The sequence below is a fragment of the Microbacterium ginsengiterrae genome (assembly GCF_014205075.1).
GTDB classification, from domain to species: domain Bacteria; phylum Actinomycetota; class Actinomycetes; order Actinomycetales; family Microbacteriaceae; genus Microbacterium; species Microbacterium ginsengiterrae.
Window position 1 is genome coordinate 454,462 of the sequence record NZ_JACHMU010000001.1, and the last position, 18,385, is coordinate 472,846.

At 67.9% G+C, this 18,385-nt stretch carries 19 protein-coding genes and 1 tRNA gene; 9 read left to right on the top strand and 11 right to left on the bottom strand.

Annotated elements, in window-relative coordinates:
* Window positions 1-3 precede the first annotated feature (3 nt).
* On the top strand, window positions 4-441 hold the full coding sequence (gene mscL / locus HD600_RS02300; protein WP_144797819.1) for a large conductance mechanosensitive channel protein MscL: 438 nt from the start codon (window positions 4-6) through the stop codon (window positions 439-441).
* On the opposite strand, the gene HD600_RS02305 is transcribed toward mscL, so the two are convergent.
* Together HD600_RS02305 and HD600_RS02310 are read right to left on the bottom strand one after the other, a co-directional pair.
* A complete protein-coding gene (locus HD600_RS02305) occupies window positions 435-638 on the bottom strand; it encodes a hypothetical protein (RefSeq protein ID WP_184281306.1) in 204 nt (67 codons plus the stop codon). The two genes, mscL and HD600_RS02305, sit on opposite strands and share 7 nt — an antisense overlap.
* Window positions 631-4,293: an ATP-binding protein gene (locus HD600_RS02310; RefSeq protein ID WP_184284626.1), complete on the bottom strand. Its 3,663-nt coding sequence runs from the start codon at window positions 4,291-4,293 to the stop codon at window positions 631-633. Before HD600_RS02310 ends, HD600_RS02305 begins: the two co-directional genes overlap by 8 nt.
* A gap of 211 nt (window positions 4,294-4,504) precedes the next feature.
* Between HD600_RS02310 and HD600_RS02315 the strand changes: the two genes are divergently transcribed.
* Window positions 4,505-5,017, top strand: coding sequence for a methylated-DNA--[protein]-cysteine S-methyltransferase (locus HD600_RS02315; RefSeq protein ID WP_144797815.1), 513 nt, complete (start codon window positions 4,505-4,507; stop codon window positions 5,015-5,017).
* Between the two features lie 67 nt (window positions 5,018-5,084).
* Here HD600_RS02315 and HD600_RS02320 read toward each other — a convergent pair whose 3' ends face one another.
* Both HD600_RS02320 and HD600_RS02325 read right to left on the bottom strand, forming a co-directional pair.
* Window positions 5,085-6,701 carry a solute symporter family protein gene (locus tag HD600_RS02320; protein ID WP_184284628.1) on the bottom strand — a complete coding sequence of 539 codons (1,617 nt, stop codon included), beginning with the start codon at window positions 6,699-6,701 and terminating at the stop codon, window positions 5,085-5,087.
* 11 nt (window positions 6,702-6,712) lie between these two features.
* Window positions 6,713-7,060 carry a DUF485 domain-containing protein gene (locus HD600_RS02325; RefSeq protein ID WP_184281308.1) on the bottom strand — a complete coding sequence of 116 codons (348 nt, stop codon included), beginning with the start codon at window positions 7,058-7,060 and terminating at the stop codon, window positions 6,713-6,715.
* 160 nt (window positions 7,061-7,220) lie between these two features.
* On the opposite strand from HD600_RS02325, the gene HD600_RS02330 reads away from it, so the two are divergent.
* Both HD600_RS02330 and HD600_RS02335 read left to right on the top strand, forming a co-directional pair.
* Complete coding sequence (locus HD600_RS02330; RefSeq protein WP_338402269.1) at window positions 7,221-8,039, top strand: LuxR C-terminal-related transcriptional regulator; 819 nt, start codon at window positions 7,221-7,223, stop codon at window positions 8,037-8,039.
* A 99-nt stretch (window positions 8,040-8,138) separates the two neighbouring features.
* Complete coding sequence (locus HD600_RS02335) at window positions 8,139-8,480, top strand: histone-like nucleoid-structuring protein Lsr2 (protein ID WP_144797809.1); 342 nt, start codon at window positions 8,139-8,141, stop codon at window positions 8,478-8,480.
* 4 nt (window positions 8,481-8,484) lie between these two features.
* On the opposite strand, the gene HD600_RS02340 is transcribed toward HD600_RS02335, so the two are convergent.
* Window positions 8,485-9,090 (bottom strand): MarR family winged helix-turn-helix transcriptional regulator, encoded by a 606-nt coding sequence (locus HD600_RS02340; protein WP_184281312.1) that lies wholly within the window; start codon window positions 9,088-9,090, stop codon window positions 8,485-8,487.
* A gap of 71 nt (window positions 9,091-9,161) precedes the next feature.
* Here HD600_RS02340 and HD600_RS02345 point away from each other — a divergent pair, with 71 nt between their 5' ends.
* A complete protein-coding gene (locus HD600_RS02345; protein ID WP_184281314.1) occupies window positions 9,162-11,336 on the top strand; it encodes an MMPL family transporter in 2,175 nt (724 codons plus the stop codon).
* 32 nt (window positions 11,337-11,368) lie between these two features.
* On the opposite strand, the gene HD600_RS02350 is transcribed toward HD600_RS02345, so the two are convergent.
* On the bottom strand, window positions 11,369-11,749 hold the full coding sequence (locus HD600_RS02350) for a hypothetical protein (protein WP_184281316.1): 381 nt from the start codon (window positions 11,747-11,749) through the stop codon (window positions 11,369-11,371).
* 112 nt (window positions 11,750-11,861) lie between these two features.
* Here HD600_RS02350 and HD600_RS02355 point away from each other — a divergent pair, with 112 nt between their 5' ends.
* On the top strand, window positions 11,862-12,053 hold the full coding sequence (locus HD600_RS02355) for a hypothetical protein (protein WP_184281318.1): 192 nt from the start codon (window positions 11,862-11,864) through the stop codon (window positions 12,051-12,053).
* Between the two features lie 6 nt (window positions 12,054-12,059).
* On the opposite strand, the gene HD600_RS02360 is transcribed toward HD600_RS02355, so the two are convergent.
* The 3 genes from HD600_RS02360 to HD600_RS02370 all read right to left on the bottom strand — a co-directional run bounded on the left by HD600_RS02360 (window position 12,060) and on the right by HD600_RS02370 (window position 14,954).
* Window positions 12,060-12,377, bottom strand: a complete 318-nt coding sequence (locus HD600_RS02360) for a DUF7882 family protein (RefSeq protein WP_184281320.1) — start codon at window positions 12,375-12,377, stop codon at window positions 12,060-12,062.
* A 119-nt stretch (window positions 12,378-12,496) separates the two neighbouring features.
* Window positions 12,497-13,861, bottom strand: coding sequence for an APC family permease (locus HD600_RS02365; protein ID WP_184281322.1), 1,365 nt, complete (start codon window positions 13,859-13,861; stop codon window positions 12,497-12,499).
* Between the two features lie 61 nt (window positions 13,862-13,922).
* A complete protein-coding gene (locus HD600_RS02370) occupies window positions 13,923-14,954 on the bottom strand; it encodes a YhjD/YihY/BrkB family envelope integrity protein (protein WP_184281324.1) in 1,032 nt (343 codons plus the stop codon).
* A gap of 119 nt (window positions 14,955-15,073) precedes the next feature.
* Here HD600_RS02370 and HD600_RS02375 point away from each other — a divergent pair, with 119 nt between their 5' ends.
* The 3 genes from HD600_RS02375 (at window position 15,074) to HD600_RS02385 (ending at window position 16,630) form a co-directional block, all read left to right on the top strand.
* Complete coding sequence (locus HD600_RS02375; RefSeq protein ID WP_184281326.1) at window positions 15,074-16,249, top strand: alcohol dehydrogenase catalytic domain-containing protein; 1,176 nt, start codon at window positions 15,074-15,076, stop codon at window positions 16,247-16,249.
* Window positions 16,250-16,275: 26 nt separating this feature from the next.
* Window positions 16,276-16,521, top strand: coding sequence for a hypothetical protein (locus HD600_RS02380; RefSeq protein ID WP_144797791.1), 246 nt, complete (start codon window positions 16,276-16,278; stop codon window positions 16,519-16,521).
* Window positions 16,522-16,558: 37 nt separating this feature from the next.
* A tRNA-Arg gene (locus HD600_RS02385) sits at window positions 16,559-16,630 on the top strand.
* Window positions 16,631-16,672: 42 nt separating this feature from the next.
* Here the strand turns inward: HD600_RS02385 and HD600_RS02390 are convergent.
* Both HD600_RS02390 and HD600_RS02395 read right to left on the bottom strand, forming a co-directional pair.
* Entirely contained in the window at window positions 16,673-17,170 is a 498-nt protein-coding gene (locus tag HD600_RS02390; RefSeq protein WP_144797789.1) for an HNH endonuclease, read from the bottom strand.
* Between the two features lie 318 nt (window positions 17,171-17,488).
* Window positions 17,489-18,214 (bottom strand): M23 family metallopeptidase, encoded by a 726-nt coding sequence (locus tag HD600_RS02395; protein ID WP_184281328.1) that lies wholly within the window; start codon window positions 18,212-18,214, stop codon window positions 17,489-17,491.
* Window positions 18,215-18,385: the final 171 nt, after the last annotated feature.

Below are 18,385 nucleotides of genomic sequence, written 5' to 3' on the forward strand. Positions count from 1 at the left end.
CCCATGTTCAAGGGGTTCAAGGAGTTCATCGCCCAGGGCAACGTCATCGACCTCGCCGTCGCGGTGGTCATCGGCGGTGCGTTCACGGCGATCGTGACCGCAGTCGTCGACAGCATCATCACGCCGCTGGTCGCGTTGTTCTACCAGCCCGATGACTCGGGCAACTTCGGTCCGACGCTGACCGGCATCTACGGGCAGTCGGTCACCTTCCCGCTGGGCAGTCTCATCACGGCGATCATCAGCTTCCTCGCCGTCGCGCTGGTCGTCTACTTCGTGTTCGTCATGCCGATGAACAAGTGGAAGGAACGCCAGGCGGCGAAGAACCCCGCCGTCGAGGAGCCGACGCTTCCCAGCGAGCAGGAGCTGCTCATCGAGATCCGCGACCTGCTGCGCAAGGACACCGGCGCGGGCCGGGGTTCCCTCAGCGCCGACGTTCAGTAGTGCGGCGGGACGTCGCCGAGCAGTCGCTCATCGTTCGGCCCTGAGGGCCGAGGACGCGGGGGCTTCTCGGCGACGTCCGGCGACGGATCCGTTCCCGGAGCAGGGGTCAGGCGGGCGCGGCGGCTGCCGGGTAGGCGGACGATCCGCTGGCGCGCAGCACCCGCGACATCCTCCTCGTCCTGTTCCCGGTCAGACATCGCCCGGCAGGTCGATCGGCTGCGTGTCGGTGTCGGCCCGCACCGCGTCCGGTGCGATCCCGAGGACGGCCGCGATACGGGAGGCCACGGTGATCGGGTCGCTGTAGAGGTCGAAGGCGTGCACGCGCACGTAATGCCATCCCAGGCGACGCAGCACGTGCGGCCGCAGCCGGAGCGTCTCGCGCAGCGACTCCCCGCGGGTCTCGGGGTCGGACTCGATGACGACCGCCTTGCCGCCGTGCTGGGCCACCAGGGGCAAAAGCCCCCGGTAGTCGACGTCCACGGAGGCGCCCATGCGGCGCAGCTCACGGGCCAGAGCGAGCGTGAGCGGGTCGGCGAGATCCTCCAAGCGGGACTCGCGCCCTCGGGTGGCGAGTCCGCCGAGGATCGACATGAGTGTGGACGCACCGTGCTCGAGGCGTCCGTCGTCGAACGCGGAGGGACGGATCGAGGACACGAGCACCATCGACCGCCGCGCCCTGGTCATCCCGACCGTGAGCAGTCGCTCACCGTCGGGGGTGGACAGGTCGCCGAAGTCGCTGAGGACGCGGCCGTGCTTGGTGAGTCCGTAGCCGAGGGAGAAGATGACGCGGTCGCGGCTCTCCGCCACCGATTCCTCGAGGGTGAGCACCGCGAACGGCTCGGCGGTGTCCCTGCCCACGAAATCGGCGACGTCCGATCGACCGGCGAAGGCCGTCGTGACGGCGGCGCGCACCCGCTCGGCGTGACGGGCACTCGCGGTGATGACCATGAGCGACTCCGACGGGCGGTGCACCGCGTGCTCGACGACGAGTGTCACGACGCGAGCGACTTCGGCATCGGGACTCTCGACGGCGCCCGTGATCGGATCGGGTGCTCCGACGCCGCCCTCGACGTAGTCGACCGTCAGGCTTCCACGGCCGAGGTAGGAGCCAGCCCACGGCAGGGACACGATCTCGCCGCCGTAGAAGGCGTCGTTGATGAGTTCGGCGAGGTCCTCGCCGCCGGCGCGGTAGCTGCGGGTGAGGGTCATCACCGGGAGCAACTCGGCCAGGCGTTCGAACACCGAGGTCTCGTCGAACGGCACCTCCGGCTCCCAGTCGTCGCCGGGGTCGACCGCCATCTCGAACGGGGTGGGCCGCTGCGTCACAGGGTCGCCGAATGCGACGACCTGGCGGGCCCGGCGGATGGCAGGGGCCGCCTCCGCGAGGTTGATGGCCGCGGCATCCACGAGCAGGACCGTGTCGAACTCGACGGAGTCGGGGATCTCCGGCACGAGGTAGGGCGAGGCGATCCAGGCGGGTGCGAGCACGTTCATCAGCGTGGGAGCGGCCGAGACGATCTCCGCCGTCGTCGGCGTGCCCTGGGTGAGCGCCCTGCGGAGGTTCTGCGACTCGGTCGGCTCATCGACGATCGCGATGCGCCATTGGTTCGCCAGCTGCCAGGCGAGCAGAGGTCCCGCCATCGACGCGTGCGCCTCGTCGACGAGGCGATAGTCGCGTTCGAGGCGGTCGACGACCGCCGTGTTCGCGCCGAGGAGGGCGCGCTCGTCCTGCAGCGACCGCTCGAGCAGGGACTGCCACCAGGCGAACTCGAGCTCGTCGGCCACGCGGTCCTCCGGGACGTGGCGCACGGAGAGCTCCGCGAGCAGCGGCTCGAGGCCGAGAGTGGCGAGCTCGTCGCGGATCGTGGCGCGCTCGACGAGGTTGTCGAAGACATCGGAGGTGGCGGCGAGGCCGGCGAGAGTGCGGACGAGACGCTCCACCGGGAGGGTCGCCAGCGGCTCGCGGCGCCCGAGCGCGGCGTCCAGCTCCGCGAGCTCGGCCGTCACCCGCTCCCAGGATGCGTACACCTCGCCGAGCCCGAGGGGAACCTCCGGGGCGACGCCCGCGTCGACGAACCGCTGCCACTGCGTGCGCTGCTGCTGGATGCGCAGCAGCGCCTCGTGCATCTCGGTGATGTGCACGCCGGGGCGCACGTACTCCTTGGCCAGCCGGCGCAGCCGGCGGCGGTTGGCTCCGGACATCTCCGGGGAGTCGCGGCGAGAACCGTGCGCCTTGATGAGTTCACCGAGCGGCCGCTCGAACACCGTGGGGCTGAACCTGTCGAGAGAGTCGCGGATGCCCTCGAGCAGCCGCAGGTACTCCCCCAGCTCATCGATCGTCGCGAACGGGCGCATCCGGGTCTGCGAGATCAGCGCGTAGCCGCGCTCGAGCAACTCGGGGACGCTCTCGCCGTGCAGGCGTCCGGCAAGGTCGTGCGCGGATCGGGCATCCTGCGTGCTGCGGAAGTTCACCCCGTACCAGGGGGAATCGTCTGGACCGAAACGGAACTCGCCGAGCTTCGCGGCCTGCACGAGTGCCGCAGCCGCGGCGGTGCGGTCGCCTGCCAGCCGGCGCAGCGTCTCGGTGCTCAGTCGCGCGGTGGTGGACGGCGGCGTGGGGAGGGACGCGAGCCGGGTGAGCTGTCGCGTGGCATCCAGGATGGTCACGCCGAGTCCGTCGACCGGAGCGGTCAGGGCTCGGCGGTAGTCGAGCAGCACGTTGCGGAGGCGCACGAGCGCATCGTCGACCTCACTGATCTTCGGCGCGACCGCTTTCTCGTTGCGGCCGATCGCGCGTACGAGATCGCGACGGATGCTCCCCGGCGAGACGGCGAGGCTGTCGAGGCCGATCCCACTCAGACGGTGACGGACGCCGTCGAGCGTCGAGCGGCGCGCCGAGACGACGAGGACGCGCTTGCCCGCGCGCACGAGCTCACCGAGCGCGTTGATGACGGTCTGCGTGCCACCGGTGCCCGGGAGAGTCGAGACGACGAGGGAGTGGCCGGCGGAGATCCGCGCGAGCACCGACTCCTGCTCCGCATCGGCGTCCAGCAGAAGCGTGTCGGATGCGGGAGCGCGCTCGTCCGGTCCGACGACCTGAGGCAGGGGCCGGGATGCGGTGACCCGCTCCCGGTCGTCCGCGTGACCGGCGAGCGCGTTGAGCAGCTGATGGTCGAGCGTGCGACTGTCGCGCGACATGGAGGCGCCGACGTCCGCGAACGTCGACACGACGAGCCGCGGAAGCACCGTGAACGTGTCGATCGAGGCGGTCGCGGCGCGGAGCCTGTCGATGACGGGCTGCGGCTTGAAGATCCCGCCGTCATAGGCGAGGGCCGCCAGAGCCTCCGCGTCGATGGAGATCCCGAAGTGCTCGCGTGCGACGCGCACGAGCTCGGGGTTGACGATGAAGGCGCCCTGCAGCTTCAGTTCGTAGTCCGTGTGGTGGCGGCGGATCGCGAGAGGGCGCAGCAGGACGGGGGCGGCGAAGTCCGCGCCGCCGATGCGCCAGCCGGCGATGCCGACGGCGAGGTGGACGGCGTCGATCCCGCGCACGGTGCGCAGCTCGGTGTTCTTCGCCGTGATCCGTTCGGCCGCCATCCGCGCGGTGCGCAGTCCTACTTCGTCGCGGAAGAGATTCGACAGCAGCGTCGACTTCCCGGTGATGAACTGCGGGAGGCTCCCCGGGTGGGCCTTGGAGATGTCGATGCCGCCCTCGACCGTGTCCCGATAGGTGAACAGGGGCGAGCGTCCGCCGAGATCGGCGGCCTCTGCACGGAGGCGGGTGCGCTCGGCGTCGGCGATGTGTGCGACCGCGACGGATCCGGGGTCGCCCTGCTGGTCGCCGATCGTCATCGCGGCAGCCACTGCCGCGTCTGCCGCGGCCTTGTCTTCACGTCGCCACACATACGACAGACTAGGCTCCGCAGGACGGTGCACCCTGTATCCTGGGCGGGTTTCACGGGATTGGCCCACTTTTCCTCCACATCGGAGGCGGTTTTCGCCCTCCTCCCCCATTCACGGATTTTCGCGGGCACGGCGACTGCGCACGAACCACGATGAGAACATGACATTCCGCTACGACTTCGCGCCCACTCCGTTCGGTGATGCCCTGGTGGTCTTCTCCGACGAGGGCATCGTCCGGTTCGATCTCTCGGAGTCCGTCGATCCCTCCGTGCCATGGCTGCTCGAAGACGTCTCCGCGCGGTTGGGAGACGTCCCCGTCCCCGACCCCGGCGCCGCCGACGAGCTGGCCCATCTGCTCGACGACTATTTCGCCGGGTCCCCGGTGCGCTTCGACGAGACGGTGCGTCTCGACTGGCGGTTGGTCGAGGGGTTCCATCGCACCGCGCTGCAGCAGATCACGACCATCCCCTGGGGTGAGACGATGAGCTACGGCGAGGTCGCCGCGGCAGCAGGCAGCCCAGGTGCGGCGCGTGCGGTCGGGACCGCGTGCCGCCTGACACCGTTCTCGATCATCGTCCCCGTGCATCGCGTCGTGCGCTCCGACGGCACGCCGGGGCAGTACGGAGCGCATCCGGAGCACAAGCGCTACCTGCTCGACCTCGAGAGGGGCTAGACGACAGGACCCCCTGGCGAGTGGGCCGCCAGGGGGTCCCGCCTCGTGCACGAGACGGATTGGGTCGTCAGTGGTCGACGGCCTTCTCCGCCCCGAACCCGGTGAGCGAACGGACCTCCATCTCCGCGGCGAGCTCGCGGGACTCGGCCGTCCTGCTCGTGATCGTTCCCAGCCATCCGAGGAGGAAGCCGAGCGGGATCGAGACGATGCCGGGGTTGTTCAACGGCCAGATGGCGATGTCGATGGAGGGGATCATCGCCGTCTCGGAACCGGAGAACACCGGGGAGAGCACGATGAGGATGATCGCCGAGGCGAGCCCGCCGTACATGCTCCACACGGCACCTCTGGTGTTGAAGCGTCGCCAGAAGAGCGAATAGAGGATCGTCGGCAGGTTGGCCGACGCGGCGACGGCGAACGCCAGCGCCACGAGGAACGCGATGTTCTGACCCTGCGCGCCGATCCCGCCGATGATCGCCAGGATGCCGATGACGACCACCGTGCGCCGAGCCACCTTGACCTCGGCGTTCGGATCCGCGTCCACGGGCATCCCGTCCGCCTTCTTCCGCCCCTTCTGGATGACGTTCGCATAGATGTCATGAGCGAAGGAGGCCGCCGCCGTGATGGTGAGACCTGCGACGACCGCGAGGATCGTCGCGAACGCGACCGCCGAGATGAACCCGAGCAGCAGGGGGCCACCGAGGTACTGCGCGAGCAGCGGTGCCGCAGAGTTCACACCGCCGGGAGCAGCGGTGATCACCTCTGGTCCGACGAGCGCGCCGGCACCGTAACCCAGCACGAGCGTGAGGAGGTAGAAGCCACCGATGAGCCAGATCGCCCACACGACCGAACGCCGCGCCTCCTTGGCCGTCGGAACCGTGTAGAACCGCATCAGCACGTGCGGCAGACCGGCGGTGCCCAGGACGAGGGCGAGACCGAGCGAGACGAAGTCCAGCGGGTTCGCGCCGTACTGCAGCCCGGGAGCGAGGATCGCGTCACCCTGAGGCGAGGCGTCCACCGCCGCCTCCAACAGGGTGTTGAGGTTGAACCCGTTGATCGCGAGGACCCAGATCGTCATCACGATCGCACCGCCGATGAGCAGGAACGCCTTGACGATCTGCACCCAGGTCGTGCCCTTCATACCGCCGATGAGCACATAGACGATCATGAGCACGCCGACGACGGCGATGACGATCGACTGTCCGAGCCGGCCGTCGATCCCCATCAGCAGGGACACGAGCCCACCGGCACCGGCCATCTGCGCCAGCAGGTAGAAGAAGCACACCGCGAGGGTCGTGATCGCCGCGGCCATGCGCACGGGGCGCTGCTTCAGACGGAACGAGAGCACATCGGCCATCGTGAACTTGCCGGTGTTGCGCATGAGCTCCGCGACCAGCAGCAGCGCGACCAGCCACGCCACGAGGAAGCCGATCGAGTAAAGGAACCCGTCGTAGCCGTTGACGGCGATCGCGCCGCAGATGCCGAGGAACGACGCCGCCGACAGATAGTCACCGGCGATCGCGAAGCCGTTCTGCGGTCCCGTGAACGAGCGACCGGCGGCGTAGTAGTCGGCCGCCGTCTTGTTGTTGCGACTGGCGCGGATGACGATGAACAGTGTCACCGCGACGAAGGCCGCGAATATCCCGACGTTGAGGACCGGGTTGTTCTCGCCGGCGGGAGCCGCCATATGGACGATGTTCACGACCGCACCTCCGCGTTCTCGAGTTCCTCTCGGATCTCCTGTGCCTTCGGATCGAGCTTTCGATTGGCGAATGAGACGTACGCCATCGTGATGGCGAATGTCGTGACGAATTGTCCGAGGCCGAGAAGCAGCCCGACGGTGATGTCACCCCACACTCTCTGCCCCATGAATTCCGTCGCATAAGCACCGAGGAGCACGTAGACGAAATACCAGATGAGAAAGAGCGCTGCCAACGGGAATATGAAGGATCGCTGTGTTCTCTTCAGTTTCTGGAATCGTGTCGATTCCTCCACGGCGATGTAGTCGATTCCGCCGGCCGATTCGTCGATGGGTCGGTCAGTCATGGGGCCTCCTTGCCTCATGTCGGATCATCACGCGGTGGTGACCGCGCGAGTGGTAGGGTCGACGCTACGAAAAGCGCGGCGTCGCCGTCACCCCCGAAAGTCGGTACCGAGGAGCCCAGCGATCATCTTCGATCCGGAAGCCGATCTCGTCGCACAGGCTGTGCGCGAGTTGGCTCAGCGCACCCGCTTCCCCGTCGCCTTCGGCGGTCTCATGGCCGAGGGTTCCGTTCCCGTCACGGCCATCGTCGGCACCAGGACGCGCAGCCTGGAGGGGCTCACCGTCCGCCCGGAGCGAGGACTCGGCGGGCGCGCGATGATGGAGCTGCGCCCACGGCTCACCAGTGACTACGGATCGTCCAGGCAGATCACGCACGACTACGACAGCTTCATCCTGGGCGAGGGCCTGCGCACTCTCCTCGCGATCCCGATCATCGTGGACGGACGCTCCCGCGGCGTCCTCTACACCGGCGCCTGGCGGGAAGCCCCCGTCGGAGGCGTGACGACCGCCCCGGCGATGAGCGTCGCGGAGGCCGTGGCATCCGAACTGCGCATCCGCGACGAGGTCGAGCGACGCGTGCACGCTCTGTCCGCCCGACCGCAGACCGTCACCGGAGCGGATCGCGAAGAGCTGCGCGAGAGTTTCGCCGAGCTGCGCGGCATCTCCGCCGAGGTCGCCGATGCCCAGCTCCGCAGCCGCCTGGATCGCCTCGAGCAGCGGCTGCTCGCGTTCGCCGGTGCCGAACCGTCTCCGACGACCGGGCCGATCACGCGCCCGATCCCCACCGTGCGCCTGTCCCCACGCGAGACCGACGTCCTCGCGTGCGCGGCGCTCGGATGCACGAACTCCGAGATCGCGGCACGGCTCGGACTGCGGGAGGGCACTGTGAAGGCCTATCTCGGAACAGCCATGTCGAAATTGGATGCCTCGACGCGTCACGCCGCCGTCGCGCGTGCGCGGCGAATGGGAATACTTCCCTGAGGTCGAATTCGCGGGACAATTCCTCCCTCTGGCGATTCGCCGAAGAGAAAGTGCGGCGGCGCATTGTCCACGCATATGCGCAATGCGTATGCTGAGGAAATGGCCCGACGTATTGTGCACCAGCTTGTCGACGATCTCGATGGAACGATCCTCGGGGTCGGTGAAGGAGAGACTGTTCATTTCTCTCTCAACAACATCGCATATGAGATCGATCTGACCACCGAGAATGCCGACGCATTGCGGAATGCGCTCGAGCCGTACATCGCCGGCGCTCGTCGTGCATCATCCTCCGCCGGCAGGGCCGGATCCCCGAGGAAGCGGTCGACATCGTCGAACGACACCGCGGCGATCCGCGAGTGGGCGCAGGAGAACGGACACCAGGTCTCCGAGCGCGGTCGTGTTCCGGCATCGATCGTCGAGGCCTACCGCGCCGCGCACTGACCGTTCAGTCGTGGTCTGAGATCGCCCACGCCTGGTCGGTGATGGCGATCTCCGCCGTCATGTCGCGGAGGAAACGCGTGACGGTCTCGCGCTCCGTGGGTGACAGCCGCGCGGCCGCAGTGAATCGTCGCGCGTGCTGACGCCCGACGGTCTCCATCGCGGACTTCCGCGTCGCCGGTGATATCGCGATCGCCAGCGCTCGACGGTCCGACGGATGCGGGGCTCTGGTGATGTGTCCCCCGCGCTCCAGACGATCGAGCAGCTTCGTCGTGGAGGCGGTGGAGATGTCGAGGTGGGTGGCGATCGCACCGGGGGTCACGACCACGTCGCTGTTCTCGCAGGTGATGAGATAGTGCAGCGCGCGCATGTCCGTCTGATTGAGCTTCATGAAGCGCAGCGACGCATCGGAGAGCTTCTGCTCTGCGTCGCGCAACTCTCCGAGCGCGCGCATGAGCGCACTGATCTGCTGCACATCCTCGGCCGACATGTCTCCCCGATCGACCAGTTCGCTCCGAGGGTCACTGATGTTCACGTCGTAGATGTCGGATCGCGACGCGAGCGAGTTGCGGCCCTCGCGTGGGGACTGGGGAGAGGTCTTGTCAAGGGCCATCTGATGATGCTACTCCAAGATGCATTTCATGCTAAGTTTTCATCTAGCCAAGCTAGTGAAATGAGGATGACATGCCCGAGAGCACTGAGCCCGCGCCCCGCGCGCGGGTGCGACGTCGGTCCTGGATCCGCATGCTCGTACCGGCACTGCTGATCCTCGTATGGCTTGCGGGTGCCGGACTCGGCGGCCCGCTCTTCGGCAAGGTCAGCGAGGTCTCGTCCAACGACCAGACCAGCTACCTCCCGTCATCCTCTGACGCCACCGAGGTCCAGCAGCTTCTCGGCGAGTTCAACGACTCCGAGGCGATCCCGGCGATCGTCGTGTTCGTCGGGGACGAAGAGCTCACCGAATCGCAGCTCTCCGCCATCGACGACGCGGTCAGCGGTGCCACCGATGTCGAAGGTGTCGCCGACGAAGTGTCGCCGGCCATCCCCTCGGAGGACGGCATGGCCGTCCAGGCGTTCATCCCGATCTCGAGCGACGCGGATCTCGGCGACGCCGTGTCCGCGCTCGAAGACGAACTGCGCGCTGCCGTGCCGGACGGTGTGACCGTCTACGTCACCGGCCCCGCGGGCTTCTCCGCCGACCTCGTCGCCGGATTCGCCGGCATCGACGGGCTCCTGCTGGGAGTCGCCCTGCTGGCAGTGCTCGTCATCCTCATCCTCGTCTACCGTTCCCTGCTCCTTCCGATCGTCGTCCTCTCGACGAGCCTGTTCGCCCTGTGCGTCGCCCTGCTCGTCGTCTGGTGGCTGGCGAAGTGGGAGATCCTGCTGCTGAGCGGTCAGACCCAGGGCATCCTGTTCATCCTCGTCATCGGTGCCGCGACGGACTACTCCCTCCTCTACGTCGCGCGCTTCCGTGAAGAGCTGCGCAGCACGAAGGACAAGGGCGCTGCCGTCATCGCGGCCTGGAAGGGCTCGTTCGAGCCGATCCTCGCCTCCGGAGGCACGGTCATCGCCGGCCTCATGTGCCTGCTGCTCAGCGACCTGAAGTCCAACAGCACCCTCGGGCCCGTGGCATCCATCGGCATCGTCTTCGCGATGCTCTCCGCCCTCACGCTGCTGCCCGCACTGCTGTTCGCCTTCGGTCGCGCGGCGTTCTGGCCCCGTCGCCCGAAGTTCGAGCCCGAGGTCGTCCGCGCCGAGGACGGCATGGCCACGACCGGCCTGTGGGCCAAGGTCGCCCGTCTCGTGCAGCGGCGCCCCCGCGTCATCTGGATCGTCACCACCCTCGTCCTGGCCGTCGGCGCCCTCGGCGTCACTCAGCTGAACGCCAACGGCGTCCCGCAGTCGGACCTCGTGCTCGGATCGTCCGAGGCGCGCGACGGTCAGGTCGCGCTGGGCGAGCACTTCCCCGGCGGCTCCGGGAGCCCGGTGTACGTCGTGGTCGACGAGAGCAAGCTCCAGGACGCGGCCGACGTGATGCTCGCGAACGACGGCATCGACTCCGTGGCGGTCACCGCGTCCGACTCGCCCAGCGGCTCGGCAGGTGTCACCGAGGACGGGATCGCCGCGTTCGGCCCTCCGGGGACCCCCGCTCCCGAGCCGACCGTCGTGGACGGTGAGGTCCTGCTCCAGGGCACCCTCACGGATGCCGCGGACTCCGATGCGGCCGCCTCCACTGTCCGCGATCTGCGCGTCGACCTGACGGATCTCGACGCCCGCGTCGGCGGTGTCACGGCCACCGCTGTCGACACGAATGACGCGTCCGTGCACGACCGCAACCTCATCATCCCGATCGTGCTCGTGGTGATCCTGTTCATCCTCATGCTGCTGCTGCGCTCGATCCTCGCGCCGGTCCTGCTGATCCTCACCACCGTGCTGTCCTTCGGAACGGCGATGGGCGTCTCGGCGCTGGTGTTCAACGGGATCTTCGACTTCCCCGGGGCCGACCCCGCCGTGCCGCTGTACGGCTTCGTCTTCCTCGTGGCGCTCGGTATCGACTACAACATCTTCCTGATGACACGCGTGCGTGAGGAGTCCCTCAAGCACGGGACGCGGGAGGGTGTGCTCCGGGGCCTGGCGGTCACGGGTGGCGTCATCACCTCGGCAGGGCTCGTGCTGGCGGCGACCTTCGCCGCGCTGTCAGTGATCCCGATCCTCTTCCTCGCCCAGCTCGCCTTCATCGTCGCGTTCGGTGTGCTGCTGGACACGTTCGTGGTGCGGACGCTGCTCGTGCCCGCGCTGACGTACGACATCGGACGGGCCGTGTGGTGGCCCTCCAAGCTGGGTCGCGGCGAGAAGTGATCCGACGCGTTCCTCTGGCGCGGGAGACTGCGTCAGAGGAACGCCGGGATCATCGAGAGGATGAACCCGACGATCCCCACGGCGATGAAGACCGCTCCGAGGGTCGCGAAGAGCCGACGCGCCACAGGCGGGCTCAGCCGCACATGGCTGGGATCCCGCACACTCACGAAGCCGTCGTGCCAGCCCTCGGCGGCATGCTCCCTCGCTGACAGCGGCCGTTCGTGGAAGTCCCCCGCGCAGAACCATCGGGCGGTGGCGATGCCCGCCCGATCGACCACGGCGATCTCCACGGCTTCCCAGCGCCCCTCGGCGATCGCGATCATCCCGGTGATGACGAGGAGCGGGATGCCTGCTCCGAGGCCGACCCACGACATGACCTCCCCCACGGCGGCGAGGGTGTCGAGGGGCTCCACGCGCTCAGTCTAGGAGTACGCCCCCATAGCCCGCGTGATGGGCGCCGTCAACCGGGTCCAGGAGGGGCCGCCCCGCGTCGTAGCCTGCGGTGAACCGACGAAAGGACACACGATGTCGAACCCCCTCGTTCCCCCGCTTCCCCTCCCCGACGACGACCGCACGCCGGAGGAGCACGGCCCCGACGTCACGGATCCACTGACCGTGGAACGAGACGGCGAGCGCGGCGTCGACCCCGACATGGATCCGGACCTCATCGAAAGCGCGACGGCCGATCAGGTGGCCTCCGGGGCTGACGACGACTGACGGGTCTCAGGCGGACAGCACCGGTTCGACGTGTTCGTCGACCAGCGTGATCCCGCCGCTCGAACTCGCCGAGTCCGCGAGGTCTTCGACCCACTGACGACTGATCTCCGGCACGTCCGGCGACTCGAACACGAAGCGCAGCGGGATGGACGGGTGCAGCCAGATGGTGCTGCGCCCGCTCTCCTCGAGTTCCGGGTGACGCCACGACAGCGTGAAGCTCTCGTTGCGACGTAGTTTCGTGGCGATGACGATCTTGAGGTGTGCCAGCGCACGGTCCTCGATGTTTATCGCTTCTGCGGAATCGCCGTAGTACAGGCTTCCCATGACATGCTCTCCTGAAAATACACCGGGGTGCGGGGCTGCACACCGAGCGGGACATGCCCTATGACGAATCTAACCCGAGCCACCTGAGAATTCCGCATCCGCCGTCTCGGCGGCGCGACTCAACGGGTCGGCTGGTCCTCTTCCGCCGCATGAGGCTCGCTCACGGCATCCGAATCCTTCTCGTGGCGACGGCCCCACTGCGCGAGCAGGTAGAGGGCCACGCCGACGGCGAGCAGGATGGCTCCGAACAGCCAGACCAGCGGCCGCTGCTGCGTGAGCAGCAGGATGCAGGAGGCGATCCCGAGGACGGGCACGAACGTCCACACGCGGAAGTGATCGTGGTCCACGCGGTCACGACGCAGCACGAGGACGGAGACGTTCGCGCTCATGAAGACGAACAGCAGCAGGAGCACGACGGTCTCAGCGAGTGTGGCGAGGTCTCCGACGAGCGTGAGCAGCATCGCCACGAGCGTCGTCGTGAGGATCGCGACCCATGGGGTCTTCCGCCGAGGGAGCACCCGCGACAGCGCGCCGGGGAGCAGCTGCTGCTCCGCCATGCCGTAGGCGAGACGGCTCGCCATGATCATCGTGAGCAGGGCGCCGTTCGCCACGGCGATGAGGGCGATCAGGCTGAACAGCCAGGAAGGGATCGCGACACCCGTCGCCTCGACGACGGCCAGCAGTGGCCCGCTCGACTCCTGCAACTCCTCCGCGGGGAGAGCGATGGAGCTGGCGAGACCCACCAGCACGTACACGACTCCGGCGGTGATCAACGAGGCGAACAGCGCCTTCGGATACACCTTCGACGGCTCCTTGACCTCCTCGATGATGTTCGCCGAAGTCTCGAAACCCACGAACGAGTAGTACGCGATGATCGCACCGCCGAGCACGGCGAACCCGACAGCCGTGTCCTCAGGGACCTCGGTGACGCGCGAGATGTCGCCCCCTCCCCCGGCCACGAAGACACTGACCACGACGATCACGATGACCAGACCGCTGAGCTCGATCGCGGTCATGACGAGGTTGGCGCCCATCGACTCACGGATGCCGCGCGCGTTGAGTGCGCCGACGATCACGAGGAAGATCATTGCGACGGGGATCGCGGGGAGTTCGAAGAACGTCTGCAGGTACTCGCCCGCGAATGCCAGCGCGAGGCCGGCGGCACTCACGACGCCCGCGGCCATCATGCTGAATCCGACGAGGAACGACACGATCCTGCTGTGGAACGCTCGCTCGGCGAACACCGATGCGCCACCGGCGCGGGGATACTTCGTCACGAGTTCCGCGTAGGACCCGGCCGTGAGGAGCGCGAGCAGCAGCGCCACCAGCAGCGGTGCCCACAGCATCCCACCGACCTCGGCGGACAGGACGCCCATCAGCGCGTAGATGCCGGCTCCGAGGACGTCGCCGAGGATGAACGCGAACAGCAGCGGCCCGGTGATGGCGCGGCGCAGGCGAGACGGATCCTTATGTTCGGTGGTCATCCCACGAAGATAGCGTCGAGCCGTCCGGGCGGACACAGGGCTTGACAACGCATCCGGTGGATCACCGCCGGATGCGACGCGCCTCGGCCTCCTCCTTGCGATCCAGCCGTACGGCCTTCACGATTCGACGCGCATCACGCAGCGGGACCTGTAGCTGCTTCTCCGCCGGGATGCCGGCCTCCAGCTGCCGGACGCGCTCGAGTTCCGCGTCGAACTCGGCGCCGACGAGCAGAGCCATGTTCGCGATCCACAGCCACAGCGCGAACACGATCACCCCGGCGAGCGCGCCGTAGACCCGGTCGTAGTCGGCGATGTTCGACACGTACAGCCAGAAGCCGAACGAGGCGATGACGAGCACGACGAGCGCGACGGCACCGCCGATGCTCATCCAGCGGAAGTGCTCCGGGCGCACGTTGGGGGCGAAGTAGTAGAGGAACGCGAGCAGGAAGATGACCACCGCGGCCAGAAGCGGCCAGCGCACGATGCGCCAGACGACGAGGACCGTCTCTCCCCAACCGAGCGCTTCGCCGATCGCCTCCGCGACGCCCGCGGTGAGGACGAGCACGGAGACGGCGAGTGCGATGCAGATGATGACGACGATCGCGACGAGTACGTGCGCGATCTTCAACCGCCAGAGGACGCGCCCCTCTGGCACTCCGAAGATCGTGTTCATCCCCCGTCCGAGCGCTGCGACGTAGCGCGCCACCGACCACACCGTCAGGCCGACGGCGATGACGAGCACGATCCCCGAAGGGCGGGTCTCAGCGATCTGGGAGACGGCATCGCGGACGGAAGAGGCATCCGCATCCGGCACGAGGGCGCGCACGACGTCCACGACGATGCGTGCCGTCTCATCACCGCGACCGAGCAGGCTCACGATGGAGAACGCAACCATGATCGCCGGGACGAGCGCGAGCACGCTGAAGAAGGTCAGGCTCGCGGCGATGTCGATGCACCCGTCGGTGGCGAACGCCCTGATCGATCGGCGCGCGGCGTACCACCACGACCGCCCCTCGACCTCGAGGGGCGTCTCGGGCGCATCGTCACGTTCCGCATCGGGGTGTTCGGCATCGGCCGTTCGTTCATCGCTCACACGCTCAGCCTGCCCGCTCCACCGGGTCCGCGTCACGGCCTTGACAGTGGGCACTGGGTCAGAGCAGCCGGTTTGTCAACCGGGTACGTGCGCTTGCGCCGATGGTCGATGGTGAAGACATGAGAGCACTCACCTGGCAGGGAAAACGCGATGTACAGGTCACCGAAGTCCCCGATCCGGTGATCCAGAAACCGACGGATGCGATCATCCGCATCACCTCGTCCGCGATCTGCGGATCGGACCTCCACCTCTACGAGCTTCTCGGACCGTTCCTCGACCGCGGCGACATCCTCGGGCATGAACCGATGGGCGTCGTTGTCGAGGTCGGGGCGGCAGTGACGAATCTCTCCGTCGGAGATCGGGTGGTCATCCCGTTCAACATCGCCTGCGGCGAGTGCTTCATGTGTCGCCGCGGGCTCCAGTCGCAGTGCGAGACGACCCAGGTGCGCGAGTACGGCAGCGGCGCCGCCCTGTTCGGATACACCAAGCTCTACGGGCAGGTGCCTGGCGGGCAGGCCGAGTACCTCCGTGTGCCGCTCGCGGACTACAACCATGTGCGCGTCGGCTCCGAGCTTCCGGACGATCGCTACCTGTATCTCAGCGACATCCTTCCGACCGCGTGGCAGGGAGTGGAGTACGCGAACGTGCCGGAGGGCGGGACCCTTGCGGTGCTCGGCCTCGGTCCGGTCGGCCAGTTCGCCACGCGGATCGGCGCGCAGCGCGGTCTTCGGGTTCTCGCTGTGGACCCGGTTCCCGAGCGACGGGCGATGGCCGAGCGCCACGGCGTCGAGACCTTCGACCTCTCGGACACGATCGTCGACGAGTTGCGCGACCAGACGGAAGGACGCGGAGCGGACTCCGTCGTCGACGCCGTCGGCATGGAGGCGCACGGCGCTCCGGGCGTGAAGTTCGCCCAGCACGCGGTCGGTCTGCTCCCGGATGCCGTGGCGCGCGTCGCCCTCGACAAAGCGGGCCTCGACCGTCTGACGGCCCTGCACGCCGCGATCGACATCGTGCGTCGCGGAGGGACCGTCTCCCTCAGCGGCGTCTACGCCGGCGACGCCGACATCATGCCGATGAAGACCATGTTCGACAAGCAGATGAACCTGCGCATGGGACAGTGCAACGTCAAGCGCTGGATGGAAGATCTCGTCCCCCTCGTCGAGGACCCCGCCGACCCGCTCGGCGTGATGGACCTCGCCACGCACCACGCCCCACTCGAGGACGCCCCCGCGCTGTACTCGACGTTCCAGCGCAAGGAGGACGGCTGCATCAAAGTCGTCCTGAACCCCTGATCGTCCACACCCGAGAGGAGACAGTCATGAGCGACAACGCCCCCACCACCGGCCAGGATCCGGAAGAGCCGGACACCCCGGATGCCGACCAGATGCCGGATGCCGAGGAGATGGAGGAGCCCAGCACGGAGAAGGAACCCGCGGAGGCACCGAAGGCTCCCGAGCCGGGCCGGCCGGAGCCCAGCCACGAGGCCGTCGGCATCGGAGTGATCGGACGGCCTCAGGTCGAACCCGAGGCCGAGGGCGCCCCGTCGGAGGACTCCCCGGCGTGAGTCCGTCCTGGCGCAACCAGTAGACTGGATCGCGCCAGCCTCTGTAGCTCAATGGAAGAGCAGTTGCGTCCTAAGCAAACGGTTGGGGGTTCGAGTCCCTCCAGGGGCACCGTCTGTCAGTGAGTGCCTGCGCGGCGCCCGCCACCCCGTCTCATGCCGCGAGCGCGAGGTACGGCTCCCAACTCGGATCACTGCGCTCGGTGCCGCGCACCGTCCATCGACCGCCCCTGGGCGGTTGCGGCGTGATGCGCAGTCGCCAGTTCATCTCCTGCGGGGTGCGGTCGCCCTTGATGTTGTTGCACCGAAGGCAGCAGGCCACGAGGTTCTCCCATGACCCCGCTCCCCCGCGTGAGCGTGGAAGCACGTGATCGATCGTGGATGCCGCGTTCCCGCAGTAGCCGCATCGGTGATCGTCACGGCGCAGTACGCCGCGTCTGGTGACGGGGACGAGTCTGCTCATCGGCACGCGGACGTATCTCGACAGGACGATGACGGCCGGGCGATCGTAGGCGCCGGAGGCGGCCCAGACCGGATCGCCCTCCACACGCTCGATGACCGTGGCCTTGTCGTTCATCACGAGCACCAGTGCTCGTTTGAAGGACACCACCGCGAGGGGTTCGTACCCGGCGTTCAGGACCAGTGTGCGCATCGTCATCCTCTCGATCCGCCGGGACGGCTTCCCGGCGCTCTCGATCACACGGCGTCACTCGAACGGCAGACGGTGCGCAGAAACGACAAAAGGCGCCGTCCTATGGACAGCGCCTTTCACACACGACAAGCTCCGTGCATCCCTGCGGGCAATGCCGAAGGACGTAACGACCGAGTGCATCCATGGTGCGGATGCCCGGTGTTGCCTCCATCAGCTTCTCCCGTCCTCGTGACGACGGGAACAGGTTAGCCCATGATGCTGGGCGATGACGACACGGCCGGTGGTGTTCCGCTCCGTGTCGCCGTTCGGAGTGCTCGATCAGCCGGCGTTCGCGGCGAGCCAGGCGTACGGCTCGTAGAGACCGCCGCCGATCTGCACCTCGAAGTGCAGGTGGTTGGCCGTGGAGCGGCCGGTGCTCCCGACGAGCCCGATGAGCTGGCCGGCCTGGACGGTCTGACCGGCGGAGACCTGCCGGGTTCCGTTGGTCATGTGACCGTAGACGGTGCTCACGCTCTGCCCGCCGACTACGCCGTCGATGACGACGCCGACGCCGTAGCCGTAGTAGCTCTCGCTGGAGACGCGCACGACACCGGAGGTCGCCGCGTAGATCGGGGTGCCGGCCGGAGCCAGCATGTCGGCACCGTCGTGTCCGCCGCCGACCGTGCGGCCCTCGGTGTACGAGCCGGGGGGAAGCGGATAGCGGACCTCGCCGGACCCGGGTGCGGTCATGGCGTAGCCGCTCATGTCCACACCGGCGGATGCCGCGCTGCTGCTCGCCGCCGCGGCGGCCGCTGCGGCGGCAGCCTCTGCCGCCTCTTCCGCCTTCTTCTGCTCGATCTCCTCCGGCGTCGTCGCGGAGTAGGTGGAGCGGTCGAGCGGAGCAGACGTGGCCTGCGATGCCACGACGAGTGACTGCGCATCGTCTGCGGCCACCTGCTGCAACGTGGCGGTGGCGTCGACCGGGGTCGAGGATGCCGCGTAGGCCGGAAGGGCGACTGCGGCCACCAGGGCTCCCACAGCACCGAAGATCGCGATCGAACGCATAGGAGCGATCATCTTCTTCGCCGCGCTGCGCGCCGAGGGGGTCCGTCGGCGCTTCAGGGTCTGTTCAGGTGTCGTCGTCGGTTCGATGTCTGCGGCCAAAAGGTGATCCTCCAGCGCCTCAGCGCTCGGGTGCGCTTGCTCGTCGGCACTCTGCTTCTCGTTGCACTAGCT

Excerpts from the sequence above, each read along its gene's own strand:
- HD600_RS02395 (WP_184281328.1), bottom strand. The coding sequence starts at position 18,214 with ATGCGTTCGATCGCGATCTTCGGTGCTGTGGGAGCCCTGGTGGCCGCA.
- mscL (WP_144797819.1), top strand. The coding sequence starts at position 4 with ATGTTCAAGGGGTTCAAGGAGTTCATCGCCCAGGGCAACGTCATCGAC.
- HD600_RS02335 (WP_144797809.1), top strand. The coding sequence starts at position 8,139 with ATGGCCCGACGTATTGTGCACCAGCTTGTCGACGATCTCGATGGAACG.
- HD600_RS02325 (WP_184281308.1), bottom strand. The coding sequence starts at position 7,060 with ATGACTGACCGACCCATCGACGAATCGGCCGGCGGAATCGACTACATC.
- HD600_RS02315 (WP_144797815.1), top strand. The coding sequence starts at position 4,505 with ATGACATTCCGCTACGACTTCGCGCCCACTCCGTTCGGTGATGCCCTG.
- HD600_RS02390 (WP_144797789.1), bottom strand. The coding sequence starts at position 17,170 with ATGCGCACACTGGTCCTGAACGCCGGGTACGAACCCCTCGCGGTGGTG.
- HD600_RS02340 (WP_184281312.1), bottom strand. The coding sequence starts at position 9,090 with ATGGCCCTTGACAAGACCTCTCCCCAGTCCCCACGCGAGGGCCGCAAC.
- HD600_RS02305 (WP_184281306.1), bottom strand. The coding sequence starts at position 638 with ATGTCTGACCGGGAACAGGACGAGGAGGATGTCGCGGGTGCTGCGCGC.
- HD600_RS02355 (WP_184281318.1), top strand. The coding sequence starts at position 11,862 with ATGTCGAACCCCCTCGTTCCCCCGCTTCCCCTCCCCGACGACGACCGC.
- HD600_RS02310 (WP_184284626.1), bottom strand. The coding sequence starts at position 4,293 with ATGACGATCGGCGACCAGCAGGGCGACCCCGGATCCGTCGCGGTCGCA.
- HD600_RS02375 (WP_184281326.1), top strand. The coding sequence starts at position 15,074 with ATGAGAGCACTCACCTGGCAGGGAAAACGCGATGTACAGGTCACCGAA.
- HD600_RS02320 (WP_184284628.1), bottom strand. The coding sequence starts at position 6,701 with ATGGCGGCTCCCGCCGGCGAGAACAACCCGGTCCTCAACGTCGGGATA.
- HD600_RS02365 (WP_184281322.1), bottom strand. The coding sequence starts at position 13,861 with ATGACCACCGAACATAAGGATCCGTCTCGCCTGCGCCGCGCCATCACC.
- HD600_RS02380 (WP_144797791.1), top strand. The coding sequence starts at position 16,276 with ATGAGCGACAACGCCCCCACCACCGGCCAGGATCCGGAAGAGCCGGAC.
- HD600_RS02360 (WP_184281320.1), bottom strand. The coding sequence starts at position 12,377 with ATGGGAAGCCTGTACTACGGCGATTCCGCAGAAGCGATAAACATCGAG.
- HD600_RS02345 (WP_184281314.1), top strand. The coding sequence starts at position 9,162 with ATGCCCGAGAGCACTGAGCCCGCGCCCCGCGCGCGGGTGCGACGTCGG.